The sequence below is a fragment of the Kitasatospora sp. NBC_01300 genome (genome assembly GCF_041435235.1).
Classification (GTDB): domain Bacteria; phylum Actinomycetota; class Actinomycetes; order Streptomycetales; family Streptomycetaceae; genus Kitasatospora.
This window is the reverse complement of record NZ_CP108408.1, coordinates 7,604,736-7,621,069: the sequence shown is the minus strand read 5'-3', so window position 1 is coordinate 7,621,069 and position 16,334 is coordinate 7,604,736. Positions and strand designations below refer to the sequence as shown.

At 72.4% G+C, this 16,334-nt stretch carries 19 protein-coding genes and 1 pseudogene; 13 read left to right on the top strand and 7 right to left on the bottom strand.

The annotated features are described in order from the left end of the window. The first annotated feature begins 1 nt into the window (after position 1). The 5 genes and pseudogenes from OG556_RS33055 to OG556_RS33035 all read left to right on the top strand — a co-directional run. The gene (locus tag OG556_RS33055; RefSeq protein WP_371515310.1) at positions 2-532 is read left to right on the top strand and encodes an AAA family ATPase; all 531 of its coding nucleotides are present in this window, start codon (positions 2-4) and stop codon (positions 530-532) included. Between the two features lie 494 nt (positions 533-1,026). Continuing rightward, the gene (locus OG556_RS33050) at positions 1,027-5,007 is read left to right on the top strand and encodes a beta strand repeat-containing protein (protein ID WP_371515311.1); all 3,981 of its coding nucleotides are present in this window, start codon (positions 1,027-1,029) and stop codon (positions 5,005-5,007) included. Positions 5,008-5,289: 282 nt separating this feature from the next. After that, entirely contained in the window at positions 5,290-5,766 is a 477-nt protein-coding gene (locus OG556_RS33045; protein ID WP_371515312.1) for a hypothetical protein, read from the top strand. A gap of 311 nt (positions 5,767-6,077) precedes the next feature. Further along, a complete protein-coding gene (locus OG556_RS33040) occupies positions 6,078-7,031 on the top strand; it encodes an aldo/keto reductase (RefSeq protein ID WP_371515313.1) in 954 nt (317 codons plus the stop codon). A 288-nt stretch (positions 7,032-7,319) separates the two neighbouring features. Continuing rightward, positions 7,320-7,948 (top strand): annotated as a pseudogene (locus OG556_RS33035) (IS5 family transposase); the annotation flags it as partial. A 17-nt stretch (positions 7,949-7,965) separates the two neighbouring features. Here the strand turns inward: OG556_RS33035 and OG556_RS33030 are convergent. From OG556_RS33030 to OG556_RS33020, 3 genes are all read right to left on the bottom strand, one after another. Further along, complete coding sequence (locus tag OG556_RS33030; protein WP_371515314.1) at positions 7,966-8,460, bottom strand: NUDIX domain-containing protein; 495 nt, start codon at positions 8,458-8,460, stop codon at positions 7,966-7,968. A gap of 75 nt (positions 8,461-8,535) precedes the next feature. Next, positions 8,536-8,784, bottom strand: a complete 249-nt coding sequence (locus OG556_RS33025) for a hypothetical protein (protein ID WP_371515315.1) — start codon at positions 8,782-8,784, stop codon at positions 8,536-8,538. Next, positions 8,784-8,984: a hypothetical protein gene (locus OG556_RS33020; protein ID WP_371515316.1), complete on the bottom strand. Its 201-nt coding sequence runs from the start codon at positions 8,982-8,984 to the stop codon at positions 8,784-8,786. Before OG556_RS33020 ends, OG556_RS33025 begins: the two co-directional genes overlap by 1 nt. 118 nt (positions 8,985-9,102) lie before the next feature. Between OG556_RS33020 and OG556_RS33015 the strand changes: the two genes are divergently transcribed. The 5 genes from OG556_RS33015 to OG556_RS32995 all read left to right on the top strand — a co-directional run bounded on the left by OG556_RS33015 (position 9,103) and on the right by OG556_RS32995 (position 11,360). Next, entirely contained in the window at positions 9,103-9,939 is an 837-nt protein-coding gene (locus OG556_RS33015; RefSeq protein WP_371515317.1) for a helix-turn-helix domain-containing protein, read from the top strand. Next, positions 9,929-10,135: a DUF397 domain-containing protein gene (locus tag OG556_RS33010; RefSeq protein ID WP_371515318.1), complete on the top strand. Its 207-nt coding sequence runs from the start codon at positions 9,929-9,931 to the stop codon at positions 10,133-10,135. Before OG556_RS33015 ends, OG556_RS33010 begins: the two co-directional genes overlap by 11 nt. 69 nt (positions 10,136-10,204) lie before the next feature. Continuing rightward, positions 10,205-10,396 carry a DUF397 domain-containing protein gene (locus OG556_RS33005; RefSeq protein WP_371515319.1) on the top strand — a complete coding sequence of 64 codons (192 nt, stop codon included), beginning with the start codon at positions 10,205-10,207 and terminating at the stop codon, positions 10,394-10,396. A 104-nt stretch (positions 10,397-10,500) separates the two neighbouring features. Further along, a complete protein-coding gene (locus OG556_RS33000; protein ID WP_371515320.1) occupies positions 10,501-11,091 on the top strand; it encodes a DUF5919 domain-containing protein in 591 nt (196 codons plus the stop codon). 77 nt (positions 11,092-11,168) lie between these two features. Continuing rightward, positions 11,169-11,360 (top strand): DUF397 domain-containing protein, encoded by a 192-nt coding sequence (locus tag OG556_RS32995; protein WP_371515321.1) that lies wholly within the window; start codon positions 11,169-11,171, stop codon positions 11,358-11,360. 53 nt (positions 11,361-11,413) lie between these two features. Here the strand turns inward: OG556_RS32995 and OG556_RS32990 are convergent, their stop codons facing one another. The 3 genes from OG556_RS32990 to OG556_RS32980 all read right to left on the bottom strand — a co-directional run bounded on the left by OG556_RS32990 (position 11,414) and on the right by OG556_RS32980 (position 13,261). After that, positions 11,414-11,914, bottom strand: coding sequence for a hypothetical protein (locus tag OG556_RS32990; RefSeq protein WP_371515322.1), 501 nt, complete (start codon positions 11,912-11,914; stop codon positions 11,414-11,416). A gap of 71 nt (positions 11,915-11,985) precedes the next feature. Continuing rightward, positions 11,986-12,474, bottom strand: coding sequence for a hemerythrin domain-containing protein (locus OG556_RS32985; protein WP_371515323.1), 489 nt, complete (start codon positions 12,472-12,474; stop codon positions 11,986-11,988). 169 nt (positions 12,475-12,643) lie between these two features. Next, a complete protein-coding gene (locus OG556_RS32980; RefSeq protein ID WP_371515324.1) occupies positions 12,644-13,261 on the bottom strand; it encodes a TetR/AcrR family transcriptional regulator in 618 nt (205 codons plus the stop codon). A gap of 146 nt (positions 13,262-13,407) precedes the next feature. Between OG556_RS32980 and OG556_RS32975 the strand changes: the two genes are divergently transcribed. Both OG556_RS32975 and OG556_RS32970 read left to right on the top strand, forming a co-directional pair. Next, positions 13,408-14,109, top strand: a complete 702-nt coding sequence (locus OG556_RS32975; RefSeq protein ID WP_371515325.1) for an SDR family oxidoreductase — start codon at positions 13,408-13,410, stop codon at positions 14,107-14,109. A gap of 56 nt (positions 14,110-14,165) precedes the next feature. After that, complete coding sequence (locus tag OG556_RS32970) at positions 14,166-14,588, top strand: tautomerase family protein (protein WP_371515326.1); 423 nt, start codon at positions 14,166-14,168, stop codon at positions 14,586-14,588. Between the two features lie 68 nt (positions 14,589-14,656). On the opposite strand, the gene OG556_RS32965 is transcribed toward OG556_RS32970, so the two are convergent. Beyond that, positions 14,657-15,010, bottom strand: a complete 354-nt coding sequence (locus tag OG556_RS32965; protein WP_371515327.1) for an ArsR/SmtB family transcription factor — start codon at positions 15,008-15,010, stop codon at positions 14,657-14,659. 111 nt (positions 15,011-15,121) lie between these two features. Here OG556_RS32965 and OG556_RS32960 point away from each other — a divergent pair, with 111 nt between their 5' ends. Further along, positions 15,122-16,318 carry an MFS transporter gene (locus tag OG556_RS32960; protein ID WP_371515328.1) on the top strand — a complete coding sequence of 399 codons (1,197 nt, stop codon included), beginning with the start codon at positions 15,122-15,124 and terminating at the stop codon, positions 16,316-16,318. Positions 16,319-16,334: the final 16 nt, after the last annotated feature.

Below are 16,334 nucleotides of genomic sequence, written 5' to 3'. Positions count from 1 at the left end.
GATGCTGATCGTGGTGAGCGGCGGGCCGGGCAGCGGGAAGACGACGCTGGCCCACGCGCTGGCACGGTCCCTCGGTTGCCCGGCGGTGTGCCGGGACGAGCTGAAGGAGGGCCTGGTGCACGCCGGCACCCGGGCCGGGAACCCCGACGAGGCGGTGCGCGCGGCGTTCTTCGACGTCCTGGAGGTCCTGGTGCGCGCGGGGGTGAGCGTGGTGGCGGAGGCCGCGTTCCAGGACCGGCTGTGGCGGCCCGGCCTGACCCCGCTGGCCGAGCACGCCGAACTGCGCATCGTGCACTGCCGGGTGGACCCGGCAGTGGCCCGCGCCCGGATCCGGGCCCGCCTGACGACGCACCCGCACCGCGCCGCACACGCCGACCGCGCGCTCCTCGCCGCCCCACCCGGCCCGGGCAACCTGCTGGACGACTTCACCCCGCCGTCCCTGCCGGTGCCGCACCTGCACGTGGACACCACCCACGGCTACCGACCGCCGCTGACGGACATCGCCGCCTTCGCCACCAGGCCCGGGAACTGACCGTCAGTTCGCCGGCGAGCCCGGCGGCCTGCCGGATCAACTCAGCTCAGTGACAGGCGAGTTCCGACTCCCACGGGCGCTCGACGGACTCCGCGCGGACGGCGGCTCAGCAGGCCTGCCGGGCCCGGCCGTCCGTTTGCGGGCCCCGCTTGCGGGCGAGGCGCCGCGACCTCCGTGACCTCCGCGGCATCGACCGTCACTCCGGCAGCCGCACCCGGCGGCCCGTCCGACAGGTTGTCAGCTCTCCCCTGTGGGCCGCCGGGATGACTTCTCCCGCGCGCCCGGATCAGCCCGGATAACACGGACGACATAGTCACTTCGTCACCTTATGGCGCATTCATGCCGTCAGCCATGAGTCCCGCGAGCACCCTGGGGAGTCCCCGATGCCCGAAGTCAGACGACCCTGGGGCCTGGCCCGAGCCTTCGAAGCACCAGGCAGAGCCCTGGCCCGTCCGTCGAGGAGGGCGGGCTCGACGCGGCGCGGCTGGACGGGAATGCTGGCGGCCGTGCTGATGCTGGCGCCGACGCCGCTCGTCCCGCTGCTGGCCGCCCCCGCCGCGCACGCGGCTCAGACGTGCCCGACGGACGCCGGCTACACCGACTGCCTGTCCTTCGCCTACACCGGAAGCGACCAGGACTTCACCGTCCCCACCGGGGTCTCCTCGATCAGGGCGAAGGCCTGGGGTGCGGGTGCGGCCGCCGACGGCGACACCGCCGCGGCCGGCCGCGACCACGCGAACCGGCCGGGCGCCGCCGGCGCCTACGCGACCGCGCTGCTGGAGGTGACGGCCGGACAGCGGCTGACAGTGGTCCCGGGCCAGGGCGGGCGGTCGCGTCCCGACGGCTCCGGCTCCCCGGAGGCCCGCAACGGTGGCGCCTCCGTCATCCGGTCGGGCCAGTCGCACACCCCCGCGGACACCCTGCTGGCAGCCGACGGCGGCACGGCCGCGAGCGCGAGCGCGACTGAGACCGCGAGCGCGAGCGGCGCCGGTGCTGCCGGGGCCACCGGGGCCGGTGCTGGAGACGGGGCGCAAGGCCTTGCGCCTCACGTGACCGAGCGCCAGTACGTCACCGGGGCGGCCTTCGGCGGCCTCGCCCCGTCCCTCACGGGCGTCAACGGCGCCGACGCGGCCAAGAGCGGCGCCGGCCACAGCGGCGACGGCGGCGACGGCCTCGTCGTACTGGAGTGGAAGGACCCCGGCGCCGACGCCACGGCGGCGAAGGCCGACCCGTCAGCGGCCTCCGTGCCCGCCGGCCAGAGCAGCGCTCCGGCAGCCCCGTCCCCGGCGGCCACGCCGTCCGCGACCGCCGGTCCGGCCGGCCCGAGCAACGCGGCCGCCCCGCCGAGCACCGCCCCGGCCGGCCGCCTGCCCCGGGCACCCGGCGACCCCCTGGACTGCACGGGCAACACGATCTACGCCATCCAGCGCGGCTCCTCCACCGCCGCGAACGGCACCCTGCTCGCCCTGGCCGCCGGCACCGTCGGCGGATCCAGCGTGACCGCGACGACGGTCAGCACGCTCCCCGCCGGATCCGGCTTCACCAACGCCCTCGGGATCACCGACGGCGGCACCGCCGCCTACGTGGTCGACCAGACGCCGACCGTCGCCGGGTCCGTCAACGTGTACGGCTACAACGCGGCCACCCAGGCCTGGACCACCTACACCGGATCCGCCGGCGCCACCAACGACTCCTTCGTCGCCGGCGCGGTGGACCCGGCCAACGGCGTCTACTACTACGCCAGCTTCGAGCCCGGCACGGCGACCACGCCCGGCGTGGCCACCCTCTACGGCTTCAACACCACCACCAACACCGCGATCCCCGGCGTGATCGCCACGTTCGACCTGCCGGTCACCGGCGCCTCCGGCCCCAACGGTGACATCACCTTCGACGCGGGCGGCAACCTCTACGTCCTCTCCTCCGTCGGCACCGACGCCGCCATCGGCCGGGTCAACGGTCCGATCCCCACCACCGGGTCGGCCACCGGCGTGCCGCTGACCGACACGGTGCTGAGCACCCTGCCCAACCCGGACAGCAACTCGTTCAACGGGGCGGCCTTCGACAACGCCGGAACGCTCTACATCGAGTTCGCCACGGGGACCACCACCTTCCTGGAGCAGCTCAACCCGAACACCGGCGCGATCCTGGCCGGTCCCACGCCGTACTCCAACAACGCGTTCCTGTCCGTGGACCTCGGCGCCTGCTCCACCAACCCGACCCTGGCCCTGCAGAAGAACATCGTCGGCCGGTTCGCCTCCTCGACCACGTCGAACGACCAGTTCAACCTGGCGATCACCGGCGGCGGCATCACCCAGGGCAACACCGCCACCACGACCGGCACCAGCACCGGCATCCAGGCTCCCCCCGCCGGCCCGGTCATCGCCGTGTCGGGAACCACCTACACGCTGACCGAGACCGCCGCCTCCGGCAGCCTCGCCAACTACACCACCGCCTACGACTGCGTCGACACGGCCAACGGCAACGCCCCGGTCGCCTCGGGCACCGGCGCGACCACCTTCAACCTGCCGTTCCCGCCGACGGTGGAGGACAAGAACAGCCCGATGGTGCTCTGCACCTTCACCAACACCCCGGTCCCCGCGACGCCCTCGCTCACGATCATGAAGACCGCGTCCCCGACCACGGTCACGGCCGTCGGGCAGGTCGTGGACTACAGCTTCCTGGTGACGAACACCGGGAACGTGACGCTGACCGACGTGACGGTCAACGAGACGGCGTTCTCGGGCACCGGCACGCCGCCCGCGATCACCTGCCCGGCAGGCGCGGCCTCGCTGGCGCCGGGTACGTCGGTGACCTGCACCGCCCCCTACACCGTCACGCAGGCCGACATCAACGCAGGCTCGATCACCAACACCGCGACGGCGACCGGTACTCCGCCCACCGGCCCGCCCGTCACGTCCCCGCCGTCGAACGCAACCGTCACCGCGACGTCCAACCCGGCGCTCACGATCATGAAGACCGCCTCGCCGACCACGGTTTCGACCGTTGGACAGGTCGTGGACTACAGCTTCCTGGTGGCCAACACCGGCAACGTGACCCTCACCAACGTGACGGTGAACGAGACCGCGTTCTCCGGCACCGGCACCCCGCCGGTGATCACCTGCCCGGCAGGCGCGGCCTCGCTGGCACCCGGCACATCCGTGACCTGCACCGCCCCCTACACCGTCACGCAGGCCGACATCAACGCAGGCTCGATCACCAACACCGCGACGGCCACCGGCACACCGCCCACCGGCCCGCCCGTCACCTCCCCGCCGTCCAACGCAACCGTCACCGCGACCTCCAACCCGGCGCTCACCATCGCCAAGACCGCCTCCCCCACCACGGTTTCGACCGTCGGACAGGTCGTCGACTACAGCTTCCTGGTCACCAACACCGGCGACGTCACCCTCACCAACGTGACGGTGAACGAGAGCGCGTTCTCCGGCACCGGCACGCCGCCCATGATCACCTGCCCGGCAGGCGCAGCCTCCCTCGCGCCGGGTACGTCCGTGACCTGCACCGCCCCCTACACGGTCACGCAGGCCGATCTCAACGCGGGCAGCATCACCAACACCGCGACGGCCACCGGCACACCGCCCACCGGCCCGCCCGTCACCTCCCCGCCGTCCAACGCAACCGTCACCGCGACCTCCAACCCCGCGCTCACCATCATGAAGTCGGTGGATGCGACGGAACTGACCGGTGTCGGCCAGGTGTTGCACTACTCCTTCCTGGTGACCAACACCGGGAACGTGCCCCTGACCAACGTCACCGTGAACGAGACCGCGTTCTCCGGCACCGGCACTCCGCCCGTGATCACCTGCCCGGCCGGCGCGGCCTCGCTCGCGCCCGGCGCGGCCGTGACCTGCACCGCCGGCTACACCGTCACGCAGGCCGACCTGGACGGTGGCAAGGTCGCCAACACCGCGACGGCCACGGGCACCCCGCCCACCGGCCCGCCCGCGATGTCCCCGCCGTCCTCGACCAGCGTCCCGAACGCCCCGGCCCCCGCGCTCACCGTGGTGAAGTCGGCCTCGCCGAGCACGGTCACGGCCGCAGGCCAGACCGTCGACTACTCCTTCCTGGTGACCAACACCGGGGGCGTCACGCTGACCGATGTGACGGTGAACGAGACGGCGTTCTCCGGTAGCGGCACGGCACCCGTGGTGACCTGCCCGGCCGGCGCCGCCTCCCTCGCGCCCGGCGCGGCCGTGACCTGCACCGCCGACTACACCGTCACGCAGGCCGACCTGAACAGCGGGAAGATCACCAACACGGCGACGGCGACGGGCACCCCGCCGTCCGGTCCGCCGGTGACCTCCCCGCCGTCCAGCGCGACGGTGACCGCGAACCCGCCGCACGGCCACCTGCCGAGCACCGGCGCGAACACCCGCCTGGCCGGGCTGGCGGGGAGCCTCCTGCTCCTCGGCGGTGGGCTCGCGCTGGTGACACGCCGCAACCGTCGTCGCTGCTAGCAACGACGGCTGACGGCGGCGGTCCCCGGGGCGTGGGCTCCGGGGACCGCCGCCGTTCTGTGCCCGTCCGTCGTCCGCCTGTCGTCCCTCCGTCGTCCGTCCGGCTCGTGGGTGAGGGGCGGACGACGGGACGGTCCTCAGCCGAACGGATGAACCTCCGCCACCGCCAGGCCCGCCGAGCCCGCGCCGCCCGCGTCGGCACGGTAAGACGGGCCGGGCCCCTCTGCGGTGACACCGGTGTGATCGTTCCTGGCGCCGCCCACAGCCGAAGGAAGTCAAGAGATGCGCGAAACGAAGCACAAGGCCCGAGCGGGTGCCGCCGTCGGCATCGCCCTGCTCGCCCTCGCCGCCCTGTCCGGCTGCCGCCAGCCCCACAGCGGCGGCAGCCAGGACGTGCAGGCCGCCACGGCTGCGCCCTCCGGGGAGGCTGCGAGCAGCGGTGAGATCGCCGTGCTGGAGCAGCCGACGCTGCCGCCGCCGTCGTCCGTCGCCAACGACCAGGAGAAGCGCAAGCAGGTCGCCATCGGCACCTGCGAGGCGACCAAGGACGGCTGGCGCGCGGCCGGCACCGCGGTGAACCCCGGCGGCCGGGACGCGGACTACCGGATCGTCGTCTACTTCACCTCGCCGAAGGCCACGGTGCTCGCCCTCGGCGACACGGCGGTGAGCGTCAAGGCGGGGCAGAGCGGGGCGTGGGAGGTGCGGCAGACGTTCCACGCGCCGCAGGGGACCCTGTGTGTCCTGCGGGGCGTCAGCTGAGCGCCCGCCGCCGGGCGTCCTAGGGTCTGTCCGGGTTGCACTTCCAGCTGAGGAACGGTCCTGGCCCGGCGCCCGCCGAGGGCAGCCGGGTGAGCGGCGGCCGACGCCCGAAGGCCGTCGAGTACGGCCTTCCCCTTCGTGCCGGTGCCGAGCGGCGGCGCCGATGCCGACCGCGCCCGCGGCGGCGGGAGAAGCCTCCCAAGTCGCGTGGGCAGGGCATGGGTTCACGGCCGGCGGCCGGGACGTCCGTCGCGACCGGAAGCAATCCCGGGGGTGGAACTCCCTGCAGCCGGAAGCACGTTGGTCGGGACGTGACTGAACTTCGATCCCTCGGCTCGTCCGACCTCCTCGTCTCGCCGCTCTGCCTCGGAGGCAACGTCTTCGGCTGGACCGCCGACAAGGCCCAGTCGTTCGCGGTGCTCGACGCGTACCTCGCCGGCGGCGGCAACTTCATCGACACCTCCGACTCGTACATGAACTACTTCGCCGGCAACGAGCCGGGGCAGTCCGAGAGCATCATCGGCGACTGGCTCGCCGCCCGCCGCAATCGCGACGACGTGGTCGTCGCCACCAAGGTCGGCGACCACCCCGAGTACCCGGGCCTCGCGCCCGCCAACATCAAGGCCGCCGTCGAGGAGTCCCTGCGGCGGCTGCGTACCGACCACATCGACGTCTACTACACCCACTTCGACCGGGACGAGTCCATCCCCGTCGGCGAGATCATCCTCGCTCTCGACGGTCTCGTGAAGGCCGGCAAGGTGCGTGCCATCGCGGCCTCCAACATCAGCCCCGAACGGCTCTCCGCATCGCTGGCCTTCTCCGACCGCGAAGGACTGGCCCGCTACGTGGCCCTGCAGCCGCAGTACAACCTCGTCTCGCGCGACACCTACGAGGGCGCCCGGCGGGACGTCGTACAGCGCGAGGGGCTGGCCTGCGTTCCGTACTTCGCACTGGCCTCCGGCTTCCTCACCGGCAAGTACCGCCCCGGGAAGAGCACCGACAACGTGCGCGACGTCCCCGGACTCGCCGGTGGCTACGCGGACACGGAACGCGGCGTGAAGGTGCTCGACGCGTTGGAGCGGATCGCGACGGCGCGGGGGGTGGAGATGGCCACCGTGGCGCTGGCCTGGCTCGGACGGCAGCCCACCGTGACCTCGCCGATCGCCTCCGCGCGCACCGTCGAGCAACTGCCGGCGCTCTTCGCGGCGCAGGACCTGCACCTGTCGGACACCGAGCTGCGGACTCTGACGACCGCCTCCTCCTGACCGGGTGCGGGTCCTGGTGATCAGGGGGAGGCGACGCTCCCTGACTGCCGGGGATGCACCCCCGGCCAAGTCGACCTGGCCCGCTGCATCCTGACCCGGCGTCCTCCACGCGCCGCGGCCGGTTCGCCAGGTGAGGCGAACCGGCCACGGCGATCGTGACCTTCGTCCCGTGCGCCCCGGCCTGCGACGAACGCGACGCCAGGCCCTGCCACCGGACCTGCGATGGCAGCCCGCTCGGAGCCGGATGAACGCCCGGAGGATCAACGCGGCGCTGCGCCAAGGGTCGTCTTCTCGCGGCTGCTGCGGGCGATCCAGGCGGAGAAGGACGCGGCCGGGGACATCGCCTGGCTGGTGTCGGTCGACTCCACGATCGTGCGGGCCCACCAGCACGCGACCGGCGGTAAAAAGGGGCACGCGATCGGGACGAAGCGGGTGATCACGCCCTCGGCCGATCCCGTGGCGGACTGAGCACCAAGGTCCACCTGGCCTGCGACGGGCGTGGCCGCCCGCTCAGCTTCGTGCTGAGCGGCGGCAACGCCAACGACTGCACCCGCTTCGAACACGTCATCCAGGCGATCAGCGTGCCCCGCGTCGGGCCCGGCCGTCCGCGCACCAGACCCGACCACGTGGTTGCGGACAAGGGGTACAGCTCCCGCAAGATCCGCACCTACCTGCGCAAGCGCAAGATCAAGCACACGATCCCCGAGCGGATCGACCAGGCCGGCGGCCGCCTGGGAAGAGGAAGCCGGGGCGGTCGCCCACCCGGCTTCGACCGCCGGATCTACAGGCTCCGCAACGTCGTAGAGCGCTGCTTCAACCGCCTCAAGCAGTGGCGCGGCCTGGCCACCCGCTACGACAAGACCCGCGAGTCCTACCAGGCCGCCATCACCATCGCCTCAATCCTGCTCTGGATCTGACCCTTTGAAGACGACTCCTAGCGCGGTGGGGGCCGGTTCTCGTCGCAGGTGGCGCGCTGGCCGTGGAGGAGGAGGGGGACGGCGCGGTTGGCGAGGGCTTCGGCGGCGCGGGCGGCCTGGGCGGGGGCCATGACGTCCGGGAGTTCGTGGGCGGGGACGAAGCGGGCGCCGAACAGTCCGCTGCGGTGCCGGGGCGGGACGGTGAGGCGGGTGTCCTCTCGCACGGTGCCGCCGTCGAAGACCAGGTTGAGGCGCTCCAGGTAGCGGTCGGCGGGGGTGAAGTCGACCGCCAGGACGTCCGTGAGGCGCAGGTTGAGGCCGGTCTCGGCGTGGAGGTGGCGGGCGGCGGCGAGGTTGGGGGGCTCGTTGGGTTGGGCGGCGCCGCCGGGGAGGAGGAGGCCGTCCATGTAGTCGGGGTCGACCAGGAGGACGTCGCCGCGCGGGTTGCGCACGAGGACGAGGCAGCCGAGCCGGCATACGGGCGGCTTGGCGAGGAGGCGGGGGTCGCGCATCGGGTGGTTCACCTTCTGAGGGCGGCGAGGAGTACGAGGGAGAAGCCCGCCAACCAGAGGAGGCGGACGAGGAGTTCAGCCGTCATGCTTCAGGCGCTCGTAGCTCAGCCCCTTGCGGAGCAGGTCGACGACCCGGAGAAGTTCGGATGGGCGGGCGCAGCCGAGGCCGATGAGGTAGCAGCCCGTCCTGCGGCCGTGCTCCCAGTCGACTTCGACAGAAGGCAACTTCACCCCGGCCAGGGCGAGGACGGTGGTCAGGTCGTCGAGGACGTCGGCCGCCTGCCGGCGCTGATCGGCGGTGGCGCGGTCGAGGGCGGATCCCATCACGCCCCCACCTGCCGCCGAACCTCGAACCCCCGCCAGGCGCTGAAGGCGGCGGAGAAGGAGGAGAAGGCGGCCAGCCCACCCGAGGTACCGCTGCGCAGCCACTCGCCCGTCGTCTCGTTCCGCACCCGGTAACACCGGCCCTCCGGGTCCCACCGCACCCCGTAGCCGTGCAACCGGGGCACTTGGACATCACCCATGGGAGTAACCTTCCGCTGTCGATCCTTCACGTTCTGTGTGGGAAAGACTTGCGGAACGACCCCCTCCTGGGGAAGCATCTGAAGTCGCCAGTTCAGCATGGTTCAGTTGGGAAGCATCATGAACCGTAAGAAGCTTGATCCTGCGTCATCTCCGTACGCGACCCTCGGGATTCAGCTCCGCCGTTCACGCGAGGCACGCGGCCTGACCCAGACGGAACTCGGAGAGGTCATCGCCTACTCCGGCGCCTACATCTCCAGCATCGAGCGCGGCATCCGCGCGCCGAGCCGCCGATTCGTCGATCTCGTGGACGAGCACCTCGCCACCGGCGGCACCCTCGGCCTGATGCTCGACCAGCTCGAACACAGCATCCTGATAGAGGGTTTCCCTGAGTACGCCGACAAGGAAGCCGAAGCGACCGCCATCCGGCTCTTCCAGATCGGGGTCATCTCCGGGCTGCTACAGACTCCCGAATATGCGGCAGCCTATGAACAGGCACCGGTCACGCGCGGGACCGTCACTCAGCAGCAGGCCGACGAGCGCATGCGGTTCCTTCTCACCCGGCAGGAACGGATCAACCGAGCGTCTCCGCCGTACATCCAGGCCGTACTCGACGAGTGGAGCCTGCGACGACCGATCGGTGGACCAGCAGTGATGGCACGCCAGTTGGCTCACTTGGAAGAGCTGGCCGGTCGGCCGAACATGACCATCCAGGTAGCTCCGCTCGGTCTCGGAGAGCACCGGCCGTTCGCACACCCGGTGACGCTCCTGACGATGCCGAATCGTTCGCTGCTCGGCTATTCGGAGAGCCACCTGCGCGGCCATCTGGAGCGCGACGCCGAAACCCTCGCGGGCTGGGCCAGGGAGTACGATCGGCTGCAAGCCGAGGCACTTCCTCTGGCCCCGTCGCTTGAGCTGATCCGCGCAGTACGGAAGGAACTTGAAAGTGCACCTTGACCTATCCGGCGCTCGCTGGCGCAAGAGCACGTTCAGCGGCCAAGGCGGCGAATGCATCGAGGTAGCGGACGGCTTCCCCGGCATCGTCCCGGTCCGCGACTCCAAGAACCCCAACGGCCACACCCTCGCCTTCCCCGCCGATGCCTGGCAGGCCTTCGTCACCGCCGTCGGCGCCGGCGAGTTCGACGCCAACTAGGCCTACCTGACGCCGGAGTGGGAAGTCATCCCCATCGACTTCCCACTCCACCCGCAGGAGGCAACCGCGATGGACACCACCTGGCGCAAGAGCACGTACAGCGGCAGTGGCGGTCAGTGCATCGAGGTCGCCGACGGCTTCACCGGCGTGCAGCCCGTCCGGGATTCCAAGGACCCCGACGGGCCCGTCCTCCTCTTTCCCTCCCCCGCCTGGCAGGCCTTCGTCGCCGCCGTCCACGCCGGCGAGTTCGACGTCCGGTAGCAGCAACTCCGGCCCCGCCGCCCCGATCCGGCGGTTTCTAGGGGCCTTCTCAACCCCTCCGCCCGGTTCAATCCGCCGCCGCGACCTCAGGGGGTGATGAACGAGTGATCTGGCCCAACACCGTGCGGGCGAACGTCAAGACCGGGCACGACCGGGAGGTGTTCGCCGTCTATCCGTACCGCTCGGCCTGCCCGCAGGCGGTCTGGGCGCAGCTGATCGCCGAGGCCCGGTCGGATGTCTTCCTCGCCGGGTACACCAACTACTTCGTGTGGCTGGAGCAGCCCGCCCTGCTTCAGACTCTGCGGCGCAAGGCCGAGAGCGGCTGCCGGGTCCGGTTTCTCCTCGGGGATCCGGACTCCGACACGACGCGTCAGCGCGAGCAGGTCGAGGACGTGGCGCTCACGGTGTCCACCAGGATCAGGGTCACCCTGGAGAACCTGGCCAAGCTCTCCGGTACCGAGGGCTTCGAGGCCCGGTTCAGCGCTCCGGACGACGGTCCGAACCATGTCGGCCTCTCCGTCTTCCGCTTCGACGAGCACGCCCTCGTCACGCCTCACCTCGCCCGCGCCGTCGGCCACGACTCGCCGCTGATGCACCTGCGGCGCAGCGGGGAGAACGGCATGTTCGACCGCTTCGCCGAACACGTCGAAGAACTCTGGTCGCGGGGCAACGGCATCCGCTCCGGCCCGCACTGACACCTGCGCCTAACCCGGCGCCGGAGTGGGAAGTCATCCCCATCGACTTTCCACTCCACCCGCAGGAGGCAACCGCGATGAACACCACCTGGCGCAAGAGCACGTACAGCGGACAGGGCGGTCAGTGCGTCGAGGTCGCCGACGGCTTCACCGGCGTGCAGCCCGTCCGGGACTCCAAGGACCCGGACGGGCCCGTGCTCCTCTTCCGCTCCCCCGCTTGGCGGGCCTTCGTCGCCGCCGTCAGTGCGGGTGAGTTCGACGACCGGTAGTGGCAACTCCTGGGTGGGATGGAGGAGCTGTCGGGTCCGGGTGACCGCTTGTGTCAGCGGGCGGGGGTGTGGGCGGCCGGGCGGACGGCGTCGGGCAGCAGGTGGAGTTCGTAGGGGGTGTAGCAGTCCGACATCTCGCCTCCGACCACGGCGCCGCAGCGGCAGGCGCGGTTGGGCGGGCCGTCGCCGGGGGCTCCGCAGCAGCCGGGTGGCCCGCTCGTTGTCGCGTGCCAGGTGAGGCCGGTCCCGTCGTCGGGGTGCAGGACGAAGGTGTTCCGGGGCCCGGCGGAGACGACGACCATTCCGTCGAAGTCGCTGATGCACGGGCCGCCGGGGTAGGCGGCGGGGCAGCCGTCCTGGTCCTCGGCCGGGACGAACGGCGGGCCGTGCGGCTGCGGATCGACGGCGTAGTGGCCGCGGGGCACGGTGGGCGGGGCCTGTCGCCGGCCGTTGACGAGCTCGCCCTCGAACAGGTGCCGGGCCGGAACCGCCGGGAGGGGTTCGAGGTCGGCGGTGAGGGCCTCGCCGCAGGCGGCGCAATGAAAAATCGTCATCGCGGCATGTCTACAGCGCGGGCCCTCACCTCGCAACGGGATTCCGCTGCCCCGCCGGCGGGGCTCGCCCGTCAGGCGAAGCGGAACACCTGGTCGGGCCAACTACCCTCGGGTGTCTCGCCGTCGAGGGCCTCGCTGATCGTCCGTTCCTCGTAGGCGAAGTGGGATTCCATGATCGCCGTGAGGCCGTCGAGTTCACGGCCGACCGCTTCCAGCCCTTCGCCGGGTGGTCCGGCCGATTCGGCGGCGTGGTCGGCGAGTTCGCGCACCCGGGTGAGGATGGCGGCGATCATCTCGTGGTCCTCGACGAGTTTGGCGACCGTGCCGGCGAGCTGCGGGCGTTCGCGCACCAGTTGGGCGAACATGCCCTCGTCCTCGCCCTGGTGATGTGCCGTCAGTGCGGCGCAGAAGGCCAGGCAGTGGGTGCGCAGTGTGTCGCCGTCCGGGCGGCGCTGTCCGATCCCGGCCCTGATCCGACCGACCTGGCGGCGCAGTTCCTGGTGTGCTCGGGAGAGTTGAAGACTCAGGGCGACCACGCGGTCGCCGTCATGGGAAGCCACGGGAGGCGGCCCCTTCGGTTCCGCACCTCCATGCCTGACGCTGTCCGCCACCGGCACGCGATGCTGGCGCCATCCGATCACGGGCCCCGGCGCCGGGGCAAGCGCCGCCGGGGCAGGGGCCGGTGGCCCCGGACCCGGGCGGGCCGGGGCCGGGGTGGCGGCCCCGGCCCTACACGGGGCCGGTGGGGGTGGTCAGGCGGTGGCGGGCGGCGGCGAGGAGTTCGTCGGACAGGGCGGGGTCCTCGCTGGCGCGGGCCAGGAGGAGGGCTCCGACCATGGTGGACAGGTCGGCGAGGGCGCTGTCGCGGTCGGCGGCCTCGGGCAGGTGCTGGAAGCCGTCGACCAGGTCGCGCAGTCCGGCGGTGAAGGCGGTGCGCAGCGGGGAGCCGGGTTCGGCGCGGGCCGCGTCGGCGGCCAGGGCTGCGGCGGCGCAGCCCTGGCCGGGGTTGTCGCGGTGGGGGGTGGAGAGGTAGCGGGCAAGGAACTCGTCGCGGGGGGTGGGGTGTTGGGGCGCGGCCGGGTCGGGGGCGGGCGTGCCGGGTGCGGGGTCGTCGGCGAGGCGGTCCATGGCTTCGCGGCGTTCGGTGAAGGCGGCTGTGAGGGCTTGGGCGACGAGGTCGTCCTTGGAGGCGAAGTGCCGGTAGAAGCCACCGTGCGTCAGGCCTGCGGCGGCCATCGCCCGGGGGACGCTGACCTGGTCGGAGCCCTGCTCCCGGATCAGTCTGGCGGTGTGGTCGATCACCTCCTGGCGGTGGCGTTCGGCCTCGGCCCGTGACACGCGGGGCATGCCTGCGTTCCTTTCCTCGTCCTGCGGTGGTGGTGGTCCTACTTTCCCATCCGGGCTTCCCCATCCAGTTTAGATGATGGTAATAATCTAAACGTTGCGGTGCCCCGGCTGCGGGCACCGCCTTCCCGAGAGCGAGGAACACGCACATGACCGTGATCGACGGCTCCACCGCCCTGGTCACCGGAGGCCTGCGCGGCCTCGGCCGGGCGTTCGTCGGGGAACTGCTGGCGCGCGGCGCGAAGAAGGTCTACGCCACCGCCCGCACCCCCGTGCCCAGCGAGGACGCACGGGTCGAGGTCCTCGCCCTGGACGTCACCGACGACGCCTCGGTGGCCGCCCTGGCCGAGCGCGTCCAGGACGTCGACCTCGTCTTCAACAACGCCGGCGTCCTGCACCCGGGGGCGCTGCTCACCGGCGACCTGCGGCAGGTCCAGGAGACCTTCGACACCAACGTGCTGGGCCCGCTGCGCATCGCCCGGGCCTTCGCTCCGGTGCTGGCGGCCCGTGGCGGCGGGGCGCTGGTCGACATCCACTCCGCGCTGTCCTGGGGCGCGGGCGCCGGCGCCTACGGCGCCTCCAAGGCCGCCCTGTGGTCCCTGACCAACTCCCTGCGCCTGGAGCTCGCCGCCCAGCACACCCAGGTCGTCGGCGTGCACCTGGGCTTCGCGGACACCGAGATGGTGGCGGCCCTGCCCGTCGACAAGATCCCGGCCGCCGAGGTGGCCCGCATCGTCCTGGACGGCGTCGAGCGCGGCGACCGCGAGGTCCTCGTCGACGACCTCACCCGGGCGCTCAAGGCCGCGCTCCCCGGCCCGGTGGAGGGCCTCACCATCCCCATCCGCCGCTGAACCGCACCCTGCCGAGACCCGTCGAAACCCGTCGAAAACCAGCGAGGAGAACACCCATGCCGCTGTGGCACGTCTACCACCCTCCCGGCACCTACACCCCCGGGCAGAAGCAGCAGCTCGCCGCCGACATCACCGGGTTCTACACCCGCTTCGGGCTGCCGAAGTTCTACGTGATGACGCTCTTCCACGAGATCGGCGCCGACTCCTTCCACGTGGGCGACCAGCCCGCGCACGACGCCGTGCGGATCGTGGTCGAGCACATCGCCCGGCACACCGAGGACCCCGACCTGCGCAAGCGCACCCGGGAGGCCCTCGCCGCCCTCCTCGCGCCCCACACCACCGGGCGCGGCCTGCACTGCGAGTTCCACATCGACGAGACGCCCCGGGACCTGTGGATGATCAACGGGATCGCCCCGCCCCCGTCCCAGAGCGAGACCGAGAAGCTGTGGGCCCGCGAGAACCGCCCGACCCCCTACTGATTCCCGCCGAAGGGCTACCCGGCCTCCGCTCCAGGACCCACCGACCCGCCACCCCGCGGGCGGTGGGTTCAGCCGTCGAGGGCGGCGGGCGCGGCAGGCGCGGCGGGGGCGCCGGCGAGGAGGGCGTCGAGCAGGCCGGGGAAGCGGGCGTCGAGGTCGGTGCGGCGCAGGCTGACGAAGCGGTTGCGCCCGGCGACGCGGGTGGTGGTGACGCCGGCCTCGCGCAGGACGCGCATGTGGTGGGAGACGGTCGATTTGTGGAGGTGGTCCAGGCCCAGGTCGCGGGGGGCGCAGGAGTGTTCGGCGCCGTCGGCGTAGCTGAGCAGCAGGGTCATCCGGACGGGGTCGCCGAGGGCGTGCAGGACCGTGACGAGGTCGATGTCGGCGGTGGTGGGCTGGGGAAGCCGATCGTCTTCGGTCATGGCGCGTGGTCCTCGTCGGGTCGTCGATGGTTTGACAATCATCCACCCATCCTTAGTGTTTGACGAGCGTCAAACTGTTGCCCTATCGTCAAACAATCGGGGGGCTTTCCCATGCCCGTACGCCTGCTCCTGCTCGCCCTCGGCACCTTCGCCATGGGCACCGACTCGATGGTCGTCGCCGGCATCCTCGGCCCGATCGCCGCCGACCTGGGGGTGTCCGTGCCGGCCGCGGGCCAGCTGGTCACCGTCTTCGCGCTCGGCTACGCGCTGCTGGCCCCGGCGCTGGCCGCGCTCACCGCCCGCTGGCCGCGCCGGCGGCTGCTGCTGGCCGCGCTCGCGGTGTTCAGCGCGGCCAACGCGCTCAGCGCGCTCGCCCCCAGCTACGGCCTGCTGCTGGCCACCCGGGTCCTGGCGGCCGCCGGGGCCGCGCTGTACACGCCGACCGCCAACGCGGTGGCCACCACCCTGGTCGCCCCCGAGCGGCGCGGACGGGCGCTGGCCACCGTGCTGGGCGGGATGACGGTGGCCACCGCGCTGGGCGTGCCGCTGGGCACCTGGGTGGGGCGCGCCGACTGGCGGATGACGATGTGGCTGGTCACCGCGCTGGGCGTGGCGGCGCTGGCGGGACTGGCACTGCTGCTGCGCGACCTGCCGGCACCGGTGGCGGCGCCGGGGCTGCGGGCGCGCCTGGCCCCGCTGGGGCAGCGGCGGGTGCTGGGGGCGGCGGCCACCACGCTGGCGTTCTTCCTGGCCTTCCAGTGCGTCTACATCTACCTGGCCACCGCCGTCTCGGGCGCGACCGGGGGCGACGCGGACCGGCTGAGCCTGGTGCTGCTGACGGCGGGCGTGATGTCGGTGGCGGGCAGCTGGCTGGGCGGGCGCCTGGTGGACCGGGTCGGGGTGCGGCGGGTGCTGCTGACCGGCTCGACGGTGGCGGCGGGCGCGTTCGCCGCGCTGCCCTGGCTGGGGCGCAGCATGCCGGGGGCGCTGGTGTACGCGGCGGTGGTGCCGCTGGCGGGGTGGGCGGTGTCGGTGGCGCTGCCGCACCGGCTGGCGTCGATCGATCCAGGGAACGCGCCACTGCTGATCTCGCTGAACAGCAGTGCGCTGTACCTGGGGACGGCGGCCGGGGGTGTGGCGGGCAGTGCGGCGATCGCGGTGCTGGGCGGGCGGTGGTTCCCGTTCGCGGCGGCGGGGCTGGCGCTGGTGGCGGCGGTGACGGCGGCGGCGACCACGCGGGACGCGCGGGCGGGTGCGCGGGCGGAGGGGGAGGCGACGGTGCCGGCGCCGGCACCGTCGCGGTCCTGATCCCCGGGCGGGCGGG